Genomic DNA, 17,551 nt, shown 5'->3' on the forward strand with positions numbered 1-17,551 from the left:
GTATCGACTACGCCCACGACGAGTTCGAGGGTCGCGCCAGTTTCGGCACCGACACGATCGGCGACGGGAAGGACGGCGCGGACTGCCAGGGCCAGGGCACGCACGTCGCCGGTACCGTCGGCGGCAAGACCTACGGCATCGCCCGCAAGGTGAACCTGGTGAGCGTGCGCGTCCTGGGCTGCGACGGCAAGGGCACCGTCGAGCAGCTCATCGCCGGCCGCGACTGGGTGGCCGCCAACGCCAAGAAGCCCGCCGTCGCCAGCCTCTCCCTCGGCGGGGACAAGGACGACGCACTCGACAAGGCCGCCACCGCGCTCTCCGACGCGGGCATCCTGCCCGTCATCGCCGCCGGCAACGGCGCCAAGAGCGCGTGTGGTGTCTCCCCCGCCTCCGCCGACCGACTTCAGCAACTGGGGCACCTGCGTGCACCTCTACGCGCCCGGTGAGGACATCACCTCCGCCAAGCTCGGCGGCGGCGGCATCAGCATGAGTGGTACCTCCATGGCCGCCCCGCACGTCACCGGCGCCGCCGCCCTCTACCTTGCCGCACACCTCGACTCCACACCCGCCGACATCGCCGACTGGATCGAAACCGAATCCACCAAGGACGTCCTGGCCGAGGTCGGCAAGAGCTCGCCCAACGCGCTGCTGTACACCGCCGGCCTCTGACCGACCCCGGCACCCTGCGCCCCGCCCCAGGCCGGCGGGGCGGACGCCCCGAACCGCGGCGGGGTACGGCCGGCTCCGGCTGGCCCTGCCGCAATTGTCTACAGTACTGTCGACCGGCATGGGGGTGCCCCAGGGGTCGGTACGCCACCGCTGAGGCCGGCGGGCGCTCGTGCCGACCGGCCGGCGCACGGCCGGGGGCAGCAACGCGGGGTTCGGCCGGTGGACGGAGTTCGGATGTACGACGGGCGGAAGGGTTCATCGAGTCCGCTCCAGCAGACGGTTCATCTGCTGTCACTGGCGGGCGGCCAGGCCCGCCTGCGGCTGGCCGAGCGGCTCGAGGGACAGGGCCGGAGCCTCGCCCACCTGTCGATCCTCTCCACGCTCGCCGAGCTGGGCCCGCACGCGCGGCCCGACCTGGTGGCCCGGACGGACGGCGACCCCGCCGACGCGGCTCGCGCACTCGACGATCTGCAGGCGGCCGGCCTGGTGGACCGGATGCAGGTGCAGTTCGGCGCCCGGCAGGAGGTGGTGCTGATAACTCCGGCCGGGAGGTCGGCACTTGATGGCCTCTACGCCGATGTCGCAGCTGTCCAGGACGACCTGCTGAGCCGCCTGACCCGTGGCGAACGGGCCCAGCTGAACGCCCTGTTGCGACGGGTCTGCGCCTCGGCCCACCTGCCGCGGGACCGCTCGGGCTGAGCCGGGCGGTCCCGCGGCAGGCGGCCGAGGCGATCGGTGCTCAGGGCGAGAGCAGCCACCGGCGCGGGCCGCGCGTCCGGGCCCGCTCCACCAGGCCCCGCCCCCGGCCCGCCAGCAGCGCGAGCCCGTACCCGGCGATGGCGCCGAGCGGAGCACCCAGCGCCACGTCGTGCGGGTAGTGGACCCCGACCAGGACCCGGGAGACGCCCATCGCGGCGGCCAGCAGCAGCGCGAGCGCCCCGATGCGACGGTCGACCTGCCAGAGCACCGCGGCGCCCGCGAACACGATGACGGTGTGGTTGCTCGGCAGCGACCAGTCACCGGCGCCCGGGCAGGCCTCCAGCGTGGAGCCGGCGTCCAGGACCTGGCACGGCCGCGGCTCGCGCAGCAGCGCCTTGAACGCGGTGTCGGCGGCGAAGGCCACGATCACCACCGCCGGAGCGGCCAGGGCCCGGGCCATGGTGGCGCCGTCGGCGGCGCGGGCACGCCACCAGGCCCAGATCATCAGGACGGCCAGCAGCCCCAGCCCGTAGGCGGAGAACGCGGCGATCGCGTGCTGGACCGGAGCGGGCAGTTGGTGGACCCAGTGGTCGATCCGGAGGTAGAGGCCGCCGTCGATCGGGCGGCCGTCGAGGGCGAGCGCGGTGCCGGCGGCGCTCATCGGGCCCCCGCGCGGCGCCGGGAGCGCAGCAGTTCCAGTGCGAGCGGCAGCAGCGAGAGCGCGATGACCACGCCGACGATCGGCAGCAGGTAGCGGTCGACGTTCGGCACGGAGGAGCCGAGCGCGAAGCCGGCCAGCACCAGCCCGAAGGTCCAGACGAGCCCGCCGACGACCTGCCACAGCGTGAAGGTGCGGACGCCGACGCCCAGGGCGCCGGCGAGCGGGTTGAGCACGGTGCGGACCACCGGGACGAACCGCGCGAGGACGACGGCCTTGCCGTGGCCGTACCGGGTGAGGAGTTCCTCCGCGCGCACGGCGCCCTCGTGCAGGTGCCGGTTGCGGGAGCGGGCGAGCAGGGCGCCGCCGCCACGCCGCCCGATGAGGTAGCCGACCTGCGCGCCGGCGAGGGCCCCGAGCGCGGCCGCGCCCAGCACCTGGGCCAGGTCCAGATGCGGTCCGCTGTGCGCCCCGGTGGTGCACAGCAGGCCCGCCGTGAACAGCAGGGAATCGCCGGGCAGGAAGAAGCCGACCAGCAGGCCGGTCTCTGCGAACAGCACCACGGCGATGCCCAGGGCGCCGAACGCCCCGAGCAGCGAGCCCGCGTCCAGCGGGTTGACGGCCAGCAGAGCGGCTGAGGAGAGCATCACGGTTGCGCCTTTCCTGGAAGCGGTTCGGACGGGGCCGGAACGGGGGTGGTCAGAGCGCGGTGCGCGGCGCACGCCGCGCACCGGCCGCCAGCAGCCCGACGGCGGCCACGATGACGACGGCGAGCACGAGGCTCACCGGGCCGGTGCCGAGGTCGAGGCCGCCGCGCTGACGGCTGACACCGGCCCAGTCGGCGAAGCAGGCGCCGAGCGGGCGGGTGAGGACGTAGGCCCACCAGAAGGCGAGCACGGACGGCACGCGCCCCAGCCGGTGCCCGAGCGCGGGTACGGCGATCAGGGCGGTGAACAGCAGCCCGGAGGCCAGGTAGCCCCAGCCGAAGGTGGCGGCGGTCAGATCGCCGACGGCGGTGCCGAGGGCGAAGGTCGCCATCACCGCCGACCAGTAGAAGACCTCGGGCCGCCCGCCGAAGACGCTCTCGACCGCGAGGGTGCCCTCGCTGCGGTGCCAGAGCAGGAAGACCAGGGCCAGAGCAGTGGCGAAGGCGAGCGCGGACGCCGCGTACGGCACGCCGAGGGCGACGTGCGCGACGTCGGCGGCCATGGTGCCGAACACGCTCACCATGACCACCGCCGCCCAGTAGACCGCCGGCACGTAGCGCCGGGTACGGGCCTGCGCGTACAGCGCCGCCGCCGCCAGCAGCAGGCCGGCCGAGCCGACCGCCGGAATCGGACCCAGCGCGCGGGCAAGGTAGTCGGAGGTGGTCTCGCCCATCCCGGTGGTGAGGATCTTGACGGCCCAGAACGCGGCCGTCACCTGCGGGACCTTGCTCCACAGCGGCCGGGCGGGCCCGGTCCGGCGGCGGGCCGCGGGAGGCGTTGCGGTGGTGCTGCCCGTCACGGCGGCACTCCTTTCTGCGTGGCGCGGCCCGGCCGCGCCGACCCGATGGTTCAGCCGCCCAGGACCGTGTTGCCGGTGATGGTGTCGGTGGCCCCGTCGACGGTCACCAGGTGCCGCACGCCGTCCGGGCCGAGCACCACGGCCCGCCACGCCCGGCCGCCGCCCTGCTCGGTGACGGGGGTCAGCGACTCGACCTTGCCGCCCGCGACCCCCGACGAGGCCTTGACGACCGCGTCCGCCGCGTCCAGTGCCGGCAGCGGCGCCGGTGTGGCCTGCTGGCCGCCGCGCCCGCCGCCTTCATGCCCGCCGCCTTCGTGCCCGCCGTCGTGGCCCTTCCTGGAGCGCCCGTCCGGCCCGTCCTGGCGGCCGTCATCGGAGGCCACCGCGCGTCTGTCGTGCCCCTCGCCCTCGTGGTGCACCGCCACCGCGGCCGCACCCCCGCCGACCACCACCACGGCGGCCGCACCGGCCACCGCCCAGCGCGCCGGCCGCCCGCGCAGCCACCGCCGTCCGGCGAGCCCCTTGCGAGGGCTCCCGGTGCCCGGCTGCTCCGGCGGCTGCGTACCTTCCATGGGCTCGCTCACTGCACCCACCCCGATCGTCCGGCAAGGCCCGGGCCGTGCGCCCGGTGCCGATAGGCCCAGCATGGCCCGGGGCAGCTGAAGGCTTGCTGAAGACCTGAAGGTGCCTTCAGCTGTCCGGTCCGGCGACCTGCCACCCTGGAGGCATGCGCGTACTGGTGGTGGAGGACGAGCGCCGGCTGGCCCTGGCGCTGAAGCACGGGCTGACCGCCGAAGGGTTCACCGTGGACGTCGCCCACGACGGCCTCTCCGGCCTGGCCCGGGCGACCGACCACTCCTACGACGTGGTGGTGCTGGACATCATGCTGCCCGGCCTCAACGGCTACCGGGTGTGCTCGCGCCTGCGGGCCGCCGGCAGCGACGCCGGCATCCTGATGCTCACCGCCAAGGACGGCGAGTGGGACGAGGCCGAGGCGCTGGACACCGGCGCGGACGACTTCCTGTCCAAGCCGTTCTCGTTCGTGGTGCTGGTCGCCCGGCTCAACGCCCTCGCCCGCCGGATCGGCAGCCGGGCACCCCGCAGGACCGTCCTCGGCGACCTGGTGGTCGACTCCGCCGCCCGCACCTGCACCCGGGCCGGTACCGCGATCCCGCTCACCCCACGGGAGTTCGCCGTCCTCGACCACCTCGCCCGGCGCGCCGGCGAGGCCGTCTCCAAGCGGGAGATCCTCGAACAGGTCTGGGACAGCGGCCCCGACAGCGACCCCAACACCGTCGAGGTCCACGTCAGCGCGCTGCGACGCAAGATCGACACCCCGTTCGGGCGCGCGGCGGTGCAGACCGTCCGCGGCGCCGGCTACCGGCTGGCGGCCGACGGTGGCTGAGCCCGACCGCGCGGAGGCCCCCGGCTCCGGAGCCCCCGGCCCCGAGGCCCCCGGCTCCGGAGCCTCCCGCCCCCGGCCGCTGGCCGCCGCCCGGCGCCGGGCCGCCGCTTTGGGGCACCGGCTCACCCGCAACCCCCGGATCGCGGCCCTGGTCGACCGCCTCGCGCCGCGCTCCGTACGGACCAGGACCACGCTCGCCGCCTGCGCCAGCGTGGCCGTCGTCCTGCTGGCCGCATCCGCCGCCGTCCTGCTGCTGCTGCGCGCCAACCTGGAACGCACGGTGGAGACCGGCGCCCGCGAGCAGGCCCAGGCCGTCGCCCGGCTCGCCGCCGACGGACACCTCACCGTCCAACTGCCGCTCGACCACGGCACCGACTTCATCCAGGTCACCGATGCGGGCGGCAAGGTCGTCGCCGCCAGCCAGAACATCGCCGGCCGCCCCACCCTCGCCCCCACCACCACCCAGGACGGCCACAACACCTACGACCTGCACGCCCTCGGCGAGGAGCACCACCAGCGTGTCACCACCATCACCGCCGACACCCCGACGGGCCCCGTCACCATCCATGTCGGCGCCTCCCTGCGCACCGCCGACACCGCCGAGGACCTGACCACCGCCGCGCTCGCCGCCCTCAGCGCGGTCCTGCTGCTCACCGTCGGCGCGCTCACCTGGCGGGCCACCGGCCGCGCCCTGCGGCCGGTCGAGGCGATCCGCGCCGAGGTGGCGGCCATCGGCGACCGCGACCTCGACCGCCGCGTCCCCGATCCCCGCAGCGACGACGAGATCGCCCGGCTCGCCCACACCATGAACGCCATGCTCGACCGGCTCGAAGCCGCCGGCACCCGCCAGCGGCGCTTCATCGCCGACGCCTCCCACGAGTTGCGCAGCCCGCTCGCCGTCCTGCGCACCCAGCTGGAGGTCGCGCTCACCCACCCCGACCCGCAGGTGCGGGCCGACCTGGTGGCGGGGGCGCTGGAGGACACCGAACGCCTCCAGTCGCTCGCCGCCGACCTGCTGCTCCTCGCCCGCCTCGACGCCACCGGCAGCGACCGCCCCACGGAGCCGGTCGACCTCACCGAACTGGTCCGCACCACCGTGCGGGCCCGCGGGCCCCAGCCCCACCCGGTCGTCCTGGACACCCCGGACGAGATCACCGTCTCCGGCAATGCCCTGTGGCTCGGACGGCTGCTGACCAACCTCCTCGACAACGCCCAGCGCCACGCCCGACACCGCGTCACGGTGACGCTGGCCCTGGACGCCGCGAGCGGCCGAGCCGTCCTCGGCGTCACCAACGACGGTTCCCGGATCGATCCCGCCGACCGGGAGCGGATCTTCGAACGGTTCACCCGCCTGGACGACGCCCGCAGCCGCGACGAGGGAGGCACCGGCCTGGGCCTGCCCATCGCCCGCGACATCGCCACCATCCACGGCGGCACCCTCACCGTCCAGGAAACCGAGGACGGCACCACCTTCCGTACCTGCCTGCCCGGTGAATTCGGGTCTGTGACGTAGTCGGTGACAGCGAAGTGTGATGGTCGGCCCTCGTCGTTGAGGGCGTGGCGGACGGGGCGGGGGCATCCGGGTGTCCGCGAGGATCCGGTGCCGTGCCCTGATCATCGACGCCGAGACCGGTGAGCGGATCGGCGTCCTGTCCGACCGCCCACCCAGACCCTGGACAGTTGTCAACGGTCTGACCCGCGACTGCTGGTGGGGTGCTGTGCCCGCAGAACCGCAGGCTGGGCTCCTGCCGAATCATCGCTGTCGAGCAGGGGGTCTGCGGGATGGGCGGGGCAGTAGCGGCGGTCGGCAGCAACGGCGTGTTCCTTCACCAAGCCCAACCGGACCAGCATCACGTTGCTCGCCGGGCTCGGTGCGGAGGGGGGACGTACACGCCGGCGCCACGGTCAGGCACCGCTCGCGTGTCGCGCAGGACCCCACCCGGCCGAACCTGCGCCAGGTCCACCTCATCCACGAGGAACTCTTCACCGAGGTCGAAGCAGAGGGATTCGACGTGAAGCCCGGCGATCTGGGCGAGAACATCACCACCAGCGGCATCGACCTGCTCGCCCCCAGAGGTCGCCCGCGTGCGGGGCCGCCGAGATCGCCGGTGCTTCGGATTGGCGGCGCGAGGGTCTGAGGAGAGGCAGGGCGTGGGACGTCTGCCGAGGAGGGTATCCGGGGTCCGCTGGACAGAGCTGCGGGACGCGACGGGGGCTCCGGCCGGTGGCATTCCCCCGCCGCTGTCCCGGATCGCATACGGGGACGAGGACGCGGCCCGCATGGCCGTCGACGAACTGGGCGATGCCATCTGTGCGCTGCGGCAGCCAGGGGCGGCAAGCGCGACACGAGCTACCGGCGGCAACCCGGCTGGGAGGCAGCCGTGAGGGCAGCGGCCAGCGCCGGGACGTCGACCGGGCCGGTGGTGTCCACGCGGTGGACGATCCCCAGGCCGAGCGGCTCGGCGGTGCGGGACCACAACTCCCAGTCCCCGTCGGAGCCGCCGAGGTGCTCGGGGTGCACCGGGTGCCGTTCGGCCGTCCGACCGGCGAACCGGCGGCGGGCCACGTCGAGCGGCACCTCGCACCAGACCTCACGGATCTCCGCCACGCCCGCGCGGTGCAGGCCCGCCGCCACGGTCGGCCGCAGGTGGGACAGCCAGGGGCTTTCCAGGACGGCCCCGCCCCGCGCGTCGCCGAGCAGCGTCCACAAGGTCTCGGCGGCGGCCATGCCCAGGATCCGGCTCCACTCGTGGTCCTGGCACTGCGGCGTCCGAAGGCCCGTCAGCGTGTCCGCCAAGGTCTCCTTGACCGCGTCCTTGCTGAAGAGCGGAAGGCGCAGCTCAGCCGCCAGGGCCCGCGCGAGCGTCGTCTTCCCCGCTCCTGGAAGCCCGTTGACCAGCACAGTGACCATCCGGTGAATCTATCGCCGAACGCCCGGACCGGCAGCCAACCCGCTCCATCACGGGGTGCTCGGAGGAGGTCGGCCGGCCCCGGCGGTGCGTTCGAGCGGTCGGTCAGGGTCTCCTCGGCCCGGAAGCCGGTCCGTGCCAGCACCGTTGCCACACCGGAGAGACCGTGAGCCGAGGCATCGTCTGGCCCGAGGTTAGCCTTCGTCCCTTCGGTGGCAGTTGGCCGGCGGCGGCGTCGGTGGGGGAGGGGCCTCGGAGGCGACTGGGGGTCACGGGCGCCACGGCACTACAATCCCACCACGGTCTACGTCGATGTCGACGTTGCAGGCGGAGGACGAGGTGCCCGGTGACAGAGGCGACACGCCGCCAGGCCGGCGAGCTGGAGGGCGCGGTGCTGGCCGCGCTGTGGGCCGCCGGGCGCCCGCTCACCGGGCCCGAGGTGCAGCGGTTGCTCCCCGGCGAGCCGGCCCGGACCACCATCGCCACCATCCTCGCCCGGCTGCACGAGAAGGGCACCGTGCGGCGCACGCGCCACGGCCGGGGCTTCGCCTACCACCCGGCCGTGGAGGACCCCTCCGCGCTGACCGCCCAGCGGATGCACACCGAGCTGGACCGGGGCGGTGACCGCTCCGGCGTGCTCGCCCGGTTCATCTCCCGGCTCAGCACCGACGACGAGCAACTGGTGCGCGCGCTGCTGGAGTCGCCCGCGTCGCCCGCCGACCGGCGGGAACAGCGATGACCTGGGCGGTGTGGGCGCCGTTGCTCCTCCCGTGGATCACGGCGCCCGCCGCGCGACGCCTCGCCACGCTCCTGCCACCGCGGCCCGCCGCGCTCCTGCTCGCGCTCTGCGCCGCGATCGCCGGCGTCCTGGCGGGCGCGGCCACGGCGCTGCTCGCCACCGGCGCGCTCCTCCACCTGCCCCTGGTGGCGGCGTCCGGCCATCTCTCGCCCGCACTGCTCCCGGACGGACCGGTCGCCGTCGGGCTCGGCGCCGCGGCCGTCCCCGGGTGCGTACTGATCGCCTCGGCGGCCGTGGTCACGCTGCGCCGCCACCGCCTGCGCCACCTCCACGACGAGCTCCGCGGCGCGGCGAGCTCCCGCGCGGGCGACGTGCTCGTGCTGGCCGACGACGGGGCCGACGCCTACGCCCTCCCGGGCCGTCCGGGTCGGGCCGGCATCGTGGTGGTGACCTCGGGCATGCTGCGCCGCCTGGACGACGAGGAGCGCGCGGTCCTGCTCGCGCACGAACGCGCCCATCTCGCCTGCCACCACCACCTGCTGGCGCTCGTCGCCGATCTCGCGGCCTGCCTGCACCCGGCGCTGCGCGGGATCCGCGAGCCGCTCGCCTTCCAGGCGGAGCGGTGGGCGGACGAGGCCGCGGCGGCCGCCGTGGGGGACCGGCGGCTGGTGGCGCGGGCGGTGGGCAGGGCCGCGCTGGCGGCGTCCGCCGCACCGGCGGCCCGGCGTCCGGGGGCGGTGTTCGCGGCGACGGCCGGGCCGGTGCCGCGCCGGATGGCCTCCCTGCTCGCGCCCCCGGCGGCCGTTCGCCCGCTGGCCGGCCGCGTCGGTGCGGGGCTGCTGCTGCTCCTGCTGGTGTCCGCGACGGCGACGGTGGAGGCGACCGGCGACCTGCACGAGAACATCGAGACGGCGCAGGGCGCGGCGCGGTAGGGCTTGTCCTCGAGCCGCCGTCGTCGCCCGGAGGCGGCTGGACCTGGGCTTTGGCCCGGTGGGGCGAGAGCGTGTGCTTGGGGGTGCCCCGGCCGAAGGCTGGGGGCACGTCGCGGGGCAGGCGGGGGTTCGAGGACAGGCCCTGACCTACGGCCCGACGGCCTCCTGGACCTGCTCGACGTACTCGTGCAGGCCGTAGGCGGAGCCGAGGCTCAAGGCGGCCGAGAGGGCGACGACGGCGAGCAGGGCGACGGCCCCCGCCCGCAGGGCCCGGCCGCGCGGAGCCACCGGCGGGGGGCCGAGCAGGGCGCCGACCCGGCGCGGGACGGGGCCGGTGCCGATCGCCGGGAGCAGGCTGGGGCGCCGCTGCGAGGAGGTGGCCGCCAGTGCCGCGCGGGCGACGGCCGTGGCGGCCAGCTTGCGGCTGCCGACCGCCGCGGCCGCGTCCTCGTCCGCCCACCGCTCCAGCTGGAACGAGGTCGCGGCGGCGAGGCCGCGGACGGCCGGGTGGGCGGCCGAGGCGAGCTGGACGGTGCGGGCGAGCAGGTGGTGGCGCCCGGCCAGGTGGGCCCGCTCGTGGGCGAGCAGGACGTCGCGTCCGGGGGTGTCGAGGGTGCGCAGCATCTGCGAGGTCACCACGATCCTGCCCGGCCGGTCGCCGTGGCCGGGCAGCGCGAAGGCGTCCGGGGATTCCCCCGGGACCACCACCAGGTCGCCCTCGGCCGGCTGCCCGTCCATGGTCCGCCAGGTCCGTTCGAGCAGCTGTCGCTGCCGGCGCCACAGCCGCGCCATCAGTCCCGCGACGACCAGCAGCACGGCCAGTGCCACCGCCGCGACACCAACGGTGGCGGGGGAGCCCTCGGTGGCCCAGGAGCGGGCCAGGCCGCCGGCGGACGCGAGCAGCTGGAGGTGGAGCAGCCCGCCGGCGACCACGCCCCCCAGCGCCCACACCGTGCTGCCGGCCAGGGCCACGGCCGAGCCGACGAGGGTGAGCGCGGCGGCCTTCGGCGGGAGGAGGTCGGCCAGCCGCCGGGCCGCGGGGGCCGCGGCCCAGGGCCAGAGCAGGGCCACGATCACCGGCGTGGCCACCAGCGGGTTCACTCGCCGGCCTCCTCGGCGGTGCGCAGCAGGCGGCGCAGCACCTCCTCGTCGTCCGGGGAGAGGGCGGAGACGAAACGCTCCAGGACGAGCTCCCGGCGCGGGTCGCGGTGCAGCTCGCGGTGCATCCGGCTGGCGGTCAGACCGGCCGCGTCGTGCACGGGGGAGTACACGTACCCGCGGCCGGCGCGTTCGCGCTCCAGCGTCCCCTTCTCGTGCATGCGGGTGAGGATGGTCGTCACCGTCGTCCTGGCCAGCCGGCTGCCGAGGGCGTCCTTGACCTGAGCGGCCGAGAGCGGCTTCGGTGCCGCCCAGAGCACGGCGAGCACGTCGGCCACCAGTTCACCGTGGGGACGCCTGGGGTCGCTCCCGTCCGACATGCGCGCCGCTCCTGTTCCAGGTCCGAGATCGTCGAGGTGTGTCCGGGCCAACCCTACGGGGCGGCAGGGCGGTCGCTCGATGCTGCCGCCGGGTCAGCCGGTCACGGCGACCGGGGCGTCCCACGCGTTGCGGTCCACGGTGAGGGTGGTGCCGCCGAAGGTCTCCTGCTGGTTCACCTGGTACTGGTGGGCGCGGCGGTGGCCGGCGAACAGGTCGGCCGGGTACGGGAAGCTCCCGCCGGTGTCGGCGGCGCCGTCGTACTTCGCGTACCAGAGGGCGTCCGGCAGGTCCGGCGCACCCTGACCGGCGGCCTTGGCGATGCCGGCGGCGCTGGAGCCGGCGAAGCCGTAGAACCCCGGCCGGTACGAGCGGGCCCGCACCGCACGGTCGAAGGACTGCGTGTAGGCGAGGACCGCGTCCGCGCAGGCGGTGTCGGCCGTGTTGTAGGCCTCGACGTCGAGGTAGAGGGTGCTGCCGGGCTTCATGCCGAGCGCGGACGCCTTGGTCACCGCGTCGGCCCCGTCCGCCGCGCCGAGCGACACCGCGGTGGCCGCGGTGATCTTCTCCGGGCTGCTGCCGGTCTGGCACGGCGGCTGCGCCCCGACGTACAGCGGGATCAGCTGCCAGCCCGCCGCGCTCACGGCGCTCACCCACGCTGCGGTGAGCTGGGGCTGCGCACAGCCCCGGTTCCGGCCGCCGACGTAGACCGCGATCGCGCCGTACGGAGAGGTGCCCCGCCAGGCCTTCATGGTGGCGAGCGGCGGTGCCGTGCAGGTGTCGAAGGCCAGGCCGGTGAAGGTGCTGCCGGAGGTGGCGCCGACGGGGGCTGCGGCCGCCGCCGGCGCCGTGGGCGCGGGGGAGGCGCCGGCGGCACCGGTCTCGGTGGCCGAAGGCGGGGCGGAGGCGGGCGGGGCCGAGGGCGTGCCGCTGGCCGAGGCGGAGCCGGACGCCGGGGCCGTGGTGGACTGGGCCGCGGAGGGGGCGCCACCGGCCGCGGCCGCGCTGCCGCCGGTGCCCTGCCCGGGAGGGGTCGCCGATGCCGCCCGCGGGGCCGTCCGATGGCCCGCGCAGCCGTTCAGCAGGAGACAGCCGACGGTGAGCAGCACGGCCGCGGACGACGTACGCGCTATCAGGTTCTGCGGCACGACGGGCCCCTTGTGCTCATGAGCGTGACGCGCCCTCGTTGCTGTGCGCAGGGCACTGTCTATCACCCGCGCCTGGGGGTGATCCACTCGCGTGCGCCCCGTCCCGCAGGGTCGGCGCAGGTGCCAGGTGTACTACAGGAGCCCCTTGGCCCGGGCGGTCTGCTGGTAGAGGACGCGGTGGCGGGTGCGGGTCTTGACCAGGAGGCCCGAGCGGTGCAGGACGCCGAGGTGGTAGGAGACCGTGCTGGCGGCGAGCCAGTGGCGTTCGGCCAGTTCGGTGGTCGTGCGGGGGGTCTCCAGGATGGCGTCCGGGAGCGGGCGTGGGGCGGTGCCGCCGGGGAGGTGGAGGGATTCGCTCCCCTCCAGCATCAGGGTGATCTCCCTCGCCAGCCGTTCGGGGCTGACGCTGGCGACCGCGTGCAACTGCTGGTCCAGTGAGTCCTCCTGGGCCTGCGGCTGGGGCTGGATGAAATCCGGGATGTACCCCCGGCTGCCGGTGAACAGCGACCTCAGGACGGCGGTCAACCCGTGACCGTGCAGCGACTCCCGCACCAGGGCGCCCCAACCCCGTCGGGAGGGCCCGGCGGACGGGTGGGTGTGCCACAGGTTGTCGGCCGTGGTGTGGAGCGGTGAGATCGCGAACCGGGTGTTCGCCAAGGTCCGGGCATCCAGGTCGATCCGAAGCACGGGAGGTGGTTCCTTTCGCCGGCCGACTGCTGACACACGTGCGATGGAACCGTGGTGCGGCAGGACCCGAGAGGGCGACCCCACCATGACCATCCTGAAGAAGGTGGCCGTACTGGCCGCCACCGCCGGCCTGTTCGGTGCCGGCTCGAGGGCGAGGCGATCGAGCAGCACCAGGCGGAGCTGGCGACCATCAGCGCCGGGGAGGAGGCCTCCATCAGGATCGCCGCCACGATCACCGGTAGCGCCTCCGGCCGGTCGGCCCGGAGGTGACCGGGCAGGCGGTCAGGCCGTCGCAGCTCGCCGGCGCGCGAGATGGACGGTGATGTCGGCGACGATCTCGACCGCCGCGGGCAGGACCCGCGTGATCGCGGCGTACGCCTGCTGCTGCCCCGATCGCGGCAGTTGCAGGTACGCCGAGACGGTCGACAGGTGGCCGACGTAGTCGGCGGCGCTCATGGTCAGGCGCCGGGCGATGACGGACTGCCGCACGTCGGAGAACGACTCGCACCGCCGCAGTTCCGTCCCCGGCCACTGCATCTCCTCCTCCGGAGCGGTCCCGTCCGGGGACGGCACCTCGTCGCTGCCCAGGAACGGCGCCCGGGCCGCCCGCACCGCCTCCTCGACCGCGGGGTCGGCCGGCCGGATCGGGCCGCCGAAGGAGGCGAACACGCCGTCCGGTGCCAGCAGCGCGGCCACCCGTGACCATCGGCCCTCCGGGCGGGTCCAGTGCAGGGCCGCCGCCGCGTAGACCAACCCGTAGCGCTCACCGGGCCGAAGGTCCTCGAACGCGGCCCGGACGGTCCGTACCCGCGCGGGCACCACCCTGCGCAGCTCGGCGAGCATGGCGGCGTCCGGCTCGGTCGCCGTCACCGCGACCCCGTGCCCGGCGAACAGGCGGGTCGCCTTGCCGGTCCCGGCACCGATCTCCAGGGCGGTCCGGACCGGCCGGCCCGCGTATCCGGCCACCAGCTCGAAGAGTTCTTCGGGATACCCCGGCCGGAACCGTTCGTAGGACTGCGCGATCGCGCCGAAGCTCAGTGCACGAGCAGACATGCCGAGCATCATGGCACGACCGGGGCGGGCGGAGACCGTCGGTGCCGCCTGTCATGATCGTCCGCATGAGCATCTACTACGGCTACTACGCCGCCACCGACGACGCCCACGCCGCCGAGGCGGTCGAACACGAGACCCTGGAGGAGATGGGCGCGGGCCACGACCAGCTGGTGCTGACCGGCCTGGACCCGGAGATCCACATACCGGCGCTCGACACCCTGATATCGGGGCGGTCCGCCGAGGCCGTCGAGGCCGACCCGCCGTACGGCCCGCTCCTCAACTCGAGCGACGACGGCGGGACGGTGTGCCACCCGTTCACCGACGCGTTCCGGGACGCGCTCGCGGGCCTCGACCCCGAGAAGGTGCCGGCCGTGGCCGTCGACTGGGCCGCCTCGGCGGTCTTCGAGGACAGGAACCCCGGTGCCGACATGCTCGCCCAGGTGCTGACCGAGCTGGCCGGCCTCGCCCGCGACGCGGCCGGCCGCGGAGACCGCCTCTACTACTGGATCGCCATATAGTCGCCAGGTGGCGGCCACCCGCTCCGAGGCGCTCGAGGCGTCCGACGTTCCGTCAGAAACCTTCGAAGCCAATCCTGGTAGAGAAATTCCGGCAGAATTGCGCCTCTTGCGCCGCCGCTGCGCATACTGACAGGCTCTGGGCCGTGATCGCTGACAACGCGCTCGCCGCAGCGGAGCCGGTCGCCCCACCCTGGCGGCCGCCGGCTCCCGCGCCGGCGCAGTCCACCGGCCCGCGAGGCCTCGACCCGGTCGAGTTCGTCGCGGCCGGTCTGGCTGCCGCACCCGGCGACCCGGTCCTGCCGTCCGGGCCGCTGCCCGGTACCGCCGGTTTCGCCGTCGTGCTGGAGCCGTTCGCCGACGTGGCCGGGCAGCGGCTGCTCGCCGGGCTCGACCCGATGGTCAGCCGGTCGGCCCAACTACCGGAGATCGCCGAGGAGTTCACCGCGGCCACGGCCGCCGCGCTGGGCGGCCTGGCGGCCCGCGCGCTGGTGCTGGAGCTCCGGACGGCCCGGGAGCAGCGGCGACTGGCCGGCACGAGCCCGCGGGCGAGGTTCCGCGAGTTCGTCGCCGCGGCCGGGACACGGGACGGCCTGGCCCGGCTGTTCGCCAAGTACCCGGTGCTGGCCCGGCTGGTCGGCCGGACCTGCGTGAACGCCGTCGCGGCCACGGCCGAGCTGCTCGACCGGTACGCCGGCGACCGCGCCGAGCTGGTCGCCCGGCTGCTGGCCGGACGCGACCCGGGGCCGCTGGTCGCCGTGGACCGGACCGCCGGCGACCCGCACCGGCGCGGTCGGCGGGTCGCCGTGCTGCGCTTCGCCGACGGCAGCCGCGTGGTCTACAAGCCCCGCCCGCTCGCGGCCGACCGCCACTTCGGCGAGCTGGTCGACCGGTTCAACACCCGCCCCGGGACACCCGGGTTGCGCACGCCGGCCCTGCTGACCCGTCCGGACTACGGCTGGTCGGAGTTCATCGAGGCCCGGCCCTGCGCCTCCCCGGCCGAGCTGGACCGGTTCTACCGCCGCCAGGGCGCGCTGCTCGCGCTCGCCCACCTCCTCGACCTCACCGACCTCCACTACGAGAACCTGATCGCCTGCGCCGACCAGCCGGTGCTGGTGGACCTCGAGACGCTCTTCCACCCGCCCTCGCCCGAGGATCCCACCGCCGACGATCCGGCCGGCCGCGCGCTGGAGGCGTCCGTCCAGCGGATCGGCCTGCTGCCCCAACTGATCCTCGGGGACGAGGCCGCGCTCGACCTCTCCGGCCTCGGCGGCGGCACCACCCAGCCCTCGCCGGTGGACACGGTCGGCTGGGAGGCCGCGGGCACCGACCGGATGCGGCTGGTCCGCCGGCCGGGAGCGATCCGTGGCGGCGCCAACCGCCCCCGGCTGGGCAGTGCCGACGCCGAGCCCGCCGCCCACGCCGAGGCGCTGGTGGCCGGCTTCCGCGTCGGCTACCGCACGCTCCTGGCGGACCGCCAGGAGCTGACCGCTCTGCTGCACCGCTTCACCGACGACGAGGTCCGGGTGGTCACCCGGGCCACCCAGGTCTACGCGACGGTCCTCACCGAGTCCACCCACCCCGACGCGCTGCGTACGCCGGCCGACCGGGAAGGGCTGCTGCGGCTGCTCGGCACCGACGCCGTGGACGACCAGGGCTGGCCGGGACTGCTCGACCACGAGGTGGCCGAGCTGTCGGACGGCGACGTACCGGTGTTCACCGCTCGCCCGGGCCGCGCCGACCTGTGGAGCGGCACCGGCGCCCGCATCCCCGGCGCGCTCGACCGGCCCGGGCTGGCCCGGGTGACGGACCGCCTCGCGGCGATGGACGAGGCCGACCTCGCCGAGCAGGAGCGGATCATCCTGGCGGCGCTGGCCTGCCGTGCCGCGGAACCGGCCCACCCGGCCGCCGTGCCCGGTCCGCGGGCCGCGGAGGCGGACGCTCCGCCCGCTCCCGAGCAACTGCTGCTCGCCGCCCGGGAGCTCGGCGACCTGCTGGTCGAGCAGGCCCACCGGGGGCGCGGGCGGGCGAACTGGCTGGGCATCGAACTCCTCGGCGAGCGCTACCGCAGGCTCGGGGCCTGCGGCGCCGACCTGGGGCACGGATACACCGGGATCGCCCTGTTCCTGGCCCAACTGGCCGCGCTCACCGGCGCGGACCGCTACGCCGGGACGGCGCGTGCCGCCTTGCGCCCGCTGCCGGAGCTGCTGGAGCGGCTCACCGCGCTCCCGGACGAGGACCTCGGCGTGGTCGGCTCGGGCGGCTTCAGCGGGCTCGGCGGCATCCTGTACGCCGTCACCCAGGCGGCGGCCACCCTGGACGACGCCGAGCTGCGCGCCCTGGTCGATCCGGCGGCCGCCCTGACCGTCCGGGCCGCCGCGGTCGAGCAGCCGATCGGTGTGCTCGACGGCACCGCGGGCGGCCTGGCCGCGCTGCTGGCCGCGCACCGGGTGTGGCCGTCCGCCGAGCTCCGGCGCGGCGCGCGTGCCTGCGCCGACCGGCTGGCCGCCCAGCCCGTCCCGGCGGCGCCGGGTTTCGCCACCGGCGCCGCCGGGGTCGGCTGGGCGCTGCTCGGCTTCGCCTCCGACGGGGGCGGCGAGCCGTACCACCGGGCGGGGCTGGCCGCGCTGGGTTCGGCCGTGGCCGCCCTGCCGGCCGCCCGGGCGGACCTCTCCTGGTGCACGGGCGCGGCCGGGGTGGCGCTGGCCGTCGCGGACCGGGCCGTGGCGCCGGCGGATCCGGGGGCTGCCAGGGTGGTCGCCGACGCCGTCGGGCGCCTCGCGGGCGCCGGGCCGGTGCCGGATCACAGCCTGTGCCACGGCGAGTGGGGCCTGCTGGAGCTGCTGCACCGGACGGATGCCCGGGCGGCCGTTCGGGAGCGGGCGGCCGGCGCCGCCCGGTGCGGCCCGCACCACCCGGCCCCCGGCCCCGGCAGGATCCAGGCCCCCGGCGGGATCGAGGCCCCCGGCCGGATCGCGGTGCCCGGGCTGCTCACCGGCCTGGCCGGCCGCGGCCACGGGCTGCTCAGGCTCGCCTTCCCCGACCGGATCCCCCCGGCGCTGCTGATGCGGGCGCCGACCGTTGAACCCACCGTCAGCCCCACCCCCGCCCGGAGACCCGGTCACCTCCGCGGCGCCTGAAGTCGACCTCCGAGA

The 17,551-nt window shown here is 75.6% G+C and carries 19 protein-coding genes and 1 pseudogene; 10 read left to right on the forward strand and 10 right to left on the reverse strand.

Translation table 11 applies throughout. From position 1 onward, the window contains the following. Positions 1–2: 2 nt before the first annotated feature. From AB0K43_RS23355 to AB0K43_RS23365, 3 genes are all read left to right on the forward strand, one after another. Positions 3–446 (forward strand): S8 family serine peptidase, encoded by a 444-nt coding sequence (locus tag AB0K43_RS23355; protein ID WP_363642806.1) that lies wholly within the window; start codon positions 3–5, stop codon positions 444–446. After that, a complete protein-coding gene (locus AB0K43_RS23360; RefSeq protein WP_363642758.1) occupies positions 376–669 on the forward strand; it encodes a S8 family serine peptidase in 294 nt (97 codons plus the stop codon). Before AB0K43_RS23355 ends, AB0K43_RS23360 begins: the two co-directional genes overlap by 71 nt. 234 nt (positions 670–903) lie before the next feature. Then, positions 904–1,368, forward strand: coding sequence for a MarR family winged helix-turn-helix transcriptional regulator (locus AB0K43_RS23365; protein ID WP_363642760.1), 465 nt, complete (start codon positions 904–906; stop codon positions 1,366–1,368). Positions 1,369–1,408: 40 nt separating this feature from the next. On the opposite strand, the gene AB0K43_RS23370 is transcribed toward AB0K43_RS23365, so the two are convergent. The 4 genes from AB0K43_RS23370 to AB0K43_RS23385 form a co-directional block, all read right to left on the reverse strand. After that, complete coding sequence (locus tag AB0K43_RS23370; protein WP_363642762.1) at positions 1,409–2,029, reverse strand: phosphatase PAP2 family protein; 621 nt, start codon at positions 2,027–2,029, stop codon at positions 1,409–1,411. Continuing rightward, positions 2,026–2,673, reverse strand: coding sequence for a DedA family protein (locus AB0K43_RS23375; protein WP_363642764.1), 648 nt, complete (start codon positions 2,671–2,673; stop codon positions 2,026–2,028). The genes AB0K43_RS23370 and AB0K43_RS23375 overlap by 4 nt, the downstream gene beginning before the upstream one ends. 52 nt (positions 2,674–2,725) lie before the next feature. Beyond that, on the reverse strand, positions 2,726–3,469 hold the full coding sequence (locus tag AB0K43_RS23380; RefSeq protein WP_363642808.1) for a hypothetical protein: 744 nt from the start codon (positions 3,467–3,469) through the stop codon (positions 2,726–2,728). 113 nt (positions 3,470–3,582) lie between these two features. Beyond that, positions 3,583–4,104 carry a hypothetical protein gene (locus tag AB0K43_RS23385; protein WP_363642766.1) on the reverse strand — a complete coding sequence of 174 codons (522 nt, stop codon included), beginning with the start codon at positions 4,102–4,104 and terminating at the stop codon, positions 3,583–3,585. 155 nt (positions 4,105–4,259) lie between these two features. On the opposite strand from AB0K43_RS23385, the gene AB0K43_RS23390 reads away from it, so the two are divergent. The 3 genes and pseudogenes from AB0K43_RS23390 to AB0K43_RS23400 all read left to right on the forward strand — a co-directional run. Beyond that, positions 4,260–4,937, forward strand: a complete 678-nt coding sequence (locus AB0K43_RS23390; RefSeq protein ID WP_363642768.1) for a response regulator transcription factor — start codon at positions 4,260–4,262, stop codon at positions 4,935–4,937. After that, positions 4,930–6,450: a HAMP domain-containing sensor histidine kinase gene (locus AB0K43_RS23395; RefSeq protein ID WP_363642770.1), complete on the forward strand. Its 1,521-nt coding sequence runs from the start codon at positions 4,930–4,932 to the stop codon at positions 6,448–6,450. The genes AB0K43_RS23390 and AB0K43_RS23395 overlap by 8 nt, the downstream gene beginning before the upstream one ends. Positions 6,451–6,719: 269 nt before the next feature. Next, positions 6,720–7,003, forward strand: a pseudogene (locus AB0K43_RS23400) (MOSC domain-containing protein); the annotation flags it as partial. 284 nt (positions 7,004–7,287) lie between these two features. Here AB0K43_RS23400 and AB0K43_RS23405 read toward each other — a convergent pair. Next, entirely contained in the window at positions 7,288–7,848 is a 561-nt protein-coding gene (locus tag AB0K43_RS23405; RefSeq protein ID WP_363642772.1) for an AAA family ATPase, read from the reverse strand. 344 nt (positions 7,849–8,192) lie between these two features. Between AB0K43_RS23405 and AB0K43_RS23410 the strand changes: the two genes are divergently transcribed. Together AB0K43_RS23410 and AB0K43_RS23415 are read left to right on the forward strand one after the other, a co-directional pair. Then, on the forward strand, positions 8,193–8,585 hold the full coding sequence (locus AB0K43_RS23410; RefSeq protein ID WP_363642774.1) for a BlaI/MecI/CopY family transcriptional regulator: 393 nt from the start codon (positions 8,193–8,195) through the stop codon (positions 8,583–8,585). After that, the gene (locus AB0K43_RS23415; protein ID WP_363642776.1) at positions 8,582–9,517 is read left to right on the forward strand and encodes a M48 family metalloprotease; all 936 of its coding nucleotides are present in this window, start codon (positions 8,582–8,584) and stop codon (positions 9,515–9,517) included. Before AB0K43_RS23410 ends, AB0K43_RS23415 begins: the two co-directional genes overlap by 4 nt. A gap of 147 nt (positions 9,518–9,664) precedes the next feature. On the opposite strand, the gene AB0K43_RS23420 is transcribed toward AB0K43_RS23415, so the two are convergent. The 5 genes from AB0K43_RS23420 to AB0K43_RS23440 all read right to left on the reverse strand — a co-directional run bounded on the left by AB0K43_RS23420 (position 9,665) and on the right by AB0K43_RS23440 (position 13,881). After that, a complete protein-coding gene (locus AB0K43_RS23420) occupies positions 9,665–10,618 on the reverse strand; it encodes a M56 family metallopeptidase (RefSeq protein ID WP_363642778.1) in 954 nt (317 codons plus the stop codon). Then, positions 10,615–10,995, reverse strand: coding sequence for a BlaI/MecI/CopY family transcriptional regulator (locus tag AB0K43_RS23425; protein WP_363642780.1), 381 nt, complete (start codon positions 10,993–10,995; stop codon positions 10,615–10,617). Before AB0K43_RS23425 ends, AB0K43_RS23420 begins: the two co-directional genes overlap by 4 nt. Before the next feature lie 93 nt (positions 10,996–11,088). Then, entirely contained in the window at positions 11,089–12,141 is a 1,053-nt protein-coding gene (locus tag AB0K43_RS23430; RefSeq protein ID WP_363642782.1) for a glycoside hydrolase domain-containing protein, read from the reverse strand. A 132-nt stretch (positions 12,142–12,273) separates the two neighbouring features. After that, entirely contained in the window at positions 12,274–12,828 is a 555-nt protein-coding gene (locus AB0K43_RS23435; protein WP_363642784.1) for a winged helix-turn-helix domain-containing protein, read from the reverse strand. Positions 12,829–13,110: 282 nt separating this feature from the next. Next, positions 13,111–13,881 carry a class I SAM-dependent methyltransferase gene (locus AB0K43_RS23440; RefSeq protein WP_363642786.1) on the reverse strand — a complete coding sequence of 257 codons (771 nt, stop codon included), beginning with the start codon at positions 13,879–13,881 and terminating at the stop codon, positions 13,111–13,113. Positions 13,882–13,946: 65 nt separating this feature from the next. On the opposite strand from AB0K43_RS23440, the gene AB0K43_RS23445 reads away from it, so the two are divergent. Both AB0K43_RS23445 and AB0K43_RS23450 read left to right on the forward strand, forming a co-directional pair. Then, a complete protein-coding gene (locus AB0K43_RS23445) occupies positions 13,947–14,399 on the forward strand; it encodes a hypothetical protein (protein ID WP_363642788.1) in 453 nt (150 codons plus the stop codon). A 143-nt stretch (positions 14,400–14,542) separates the two neighbouring features. After that, positions 14,543–17,536, forward strand: coding sequence for a type 2 lanthipeptide synthetase LanM family protein (locus tag AB0K43_RS23450; RefSeq protein WP_363642790.1), 2,994 nt, complete (start codon positions 14,543–14,545; stop codon positions 17,534–17,536). Positions 17,537–17,551: the final 15 nt, after the last annotated feature.

The organism is Kitasatospora sp. NPDC049258 (assembly GCF_040678895.1).
Lineage (GTDB): Bacteria > Actinomycetota > Actinomycetes > Streptomycetales > Streptomycetaceae > Kitasatospora.

Excerpts from the sequence above, each read along its gene's own strand:
- AB0K43_RS23365 (WP_363642760.1), top strand. The coding sequence starts at position 904 with ATGTACGACGGGCGGAAGGGTTCATCGAGTCCGCTCCAGCAGACGGTT.
- AB0K43_RS23370 (WP_363642762.1), bottom strand. The coding sequence starts at position 2,029 with ATGAGCGCCGCCGGCACCGCGCTCGCCCTCGACGGCCGCCCGATCGAC.
- AB0K43_RS23375 (WP_363642764.1), bottom strand. The coding sequence starts at position 2,673 with ATGCTCTCCTCAGCCGCTCTGCTGGCCGTCAACCCGCTGGACGCGGGC.
- AB0K43_RS23385 (WP_363642766.1), bottom strand. The coding sequence starts at position 4,104 with ATGGAAGGTACGCAGCCGCCGGAGCAGCCGGGCACCGGGAGCCCTCGC.
- AB0K43_RS23390 (WP_363642768.1), top strand. The coding sequence starts at position 4,260 with ATGCGCGTACTGGTGGTGGAGGACGAGCGCCGGCTGGCCCTGGCGCTG.
- AB0K43_RS23405 (WP_363642772.1), bottom strand. The coding sequence starts at position 7,848 with ATGGTCACTGTGCTGGTCAACGGGCTTCCAGGAGCGGGGAAGACGACG.
- AB0K43_RS23415 (WP_363642776.1), top strand. The coding sequence starts at position 8,582 with ATGACCTGGGCGGTGTGGGCGCCGTTGCTCCTCCCGTGGATCACGGCG.
- AB0K43_RS23425 (WP_363642780.1), bottom strand. The coding sequence starts at position 10,995 with ATGTCGGACGGGAGCGACCCCAGGCGTCCCCACGGTGAACTGGTGGCC.
- AB0K43_RS23440 (WP_363642786.1), bottom strand. The coding sequence starts at position 13,881 with ATGTCTGCTCGTGCACTGAGCTTCGGCGCGATCGCGCAGTCCTACGAA.
- AB0K43_RS23445 (WP_363642788.1), top strand. The coding sequence starts at position 13,947 with ATGAGCATCTACTACGGCTACTACGCCGCCACCGACGACGCCCACGCC.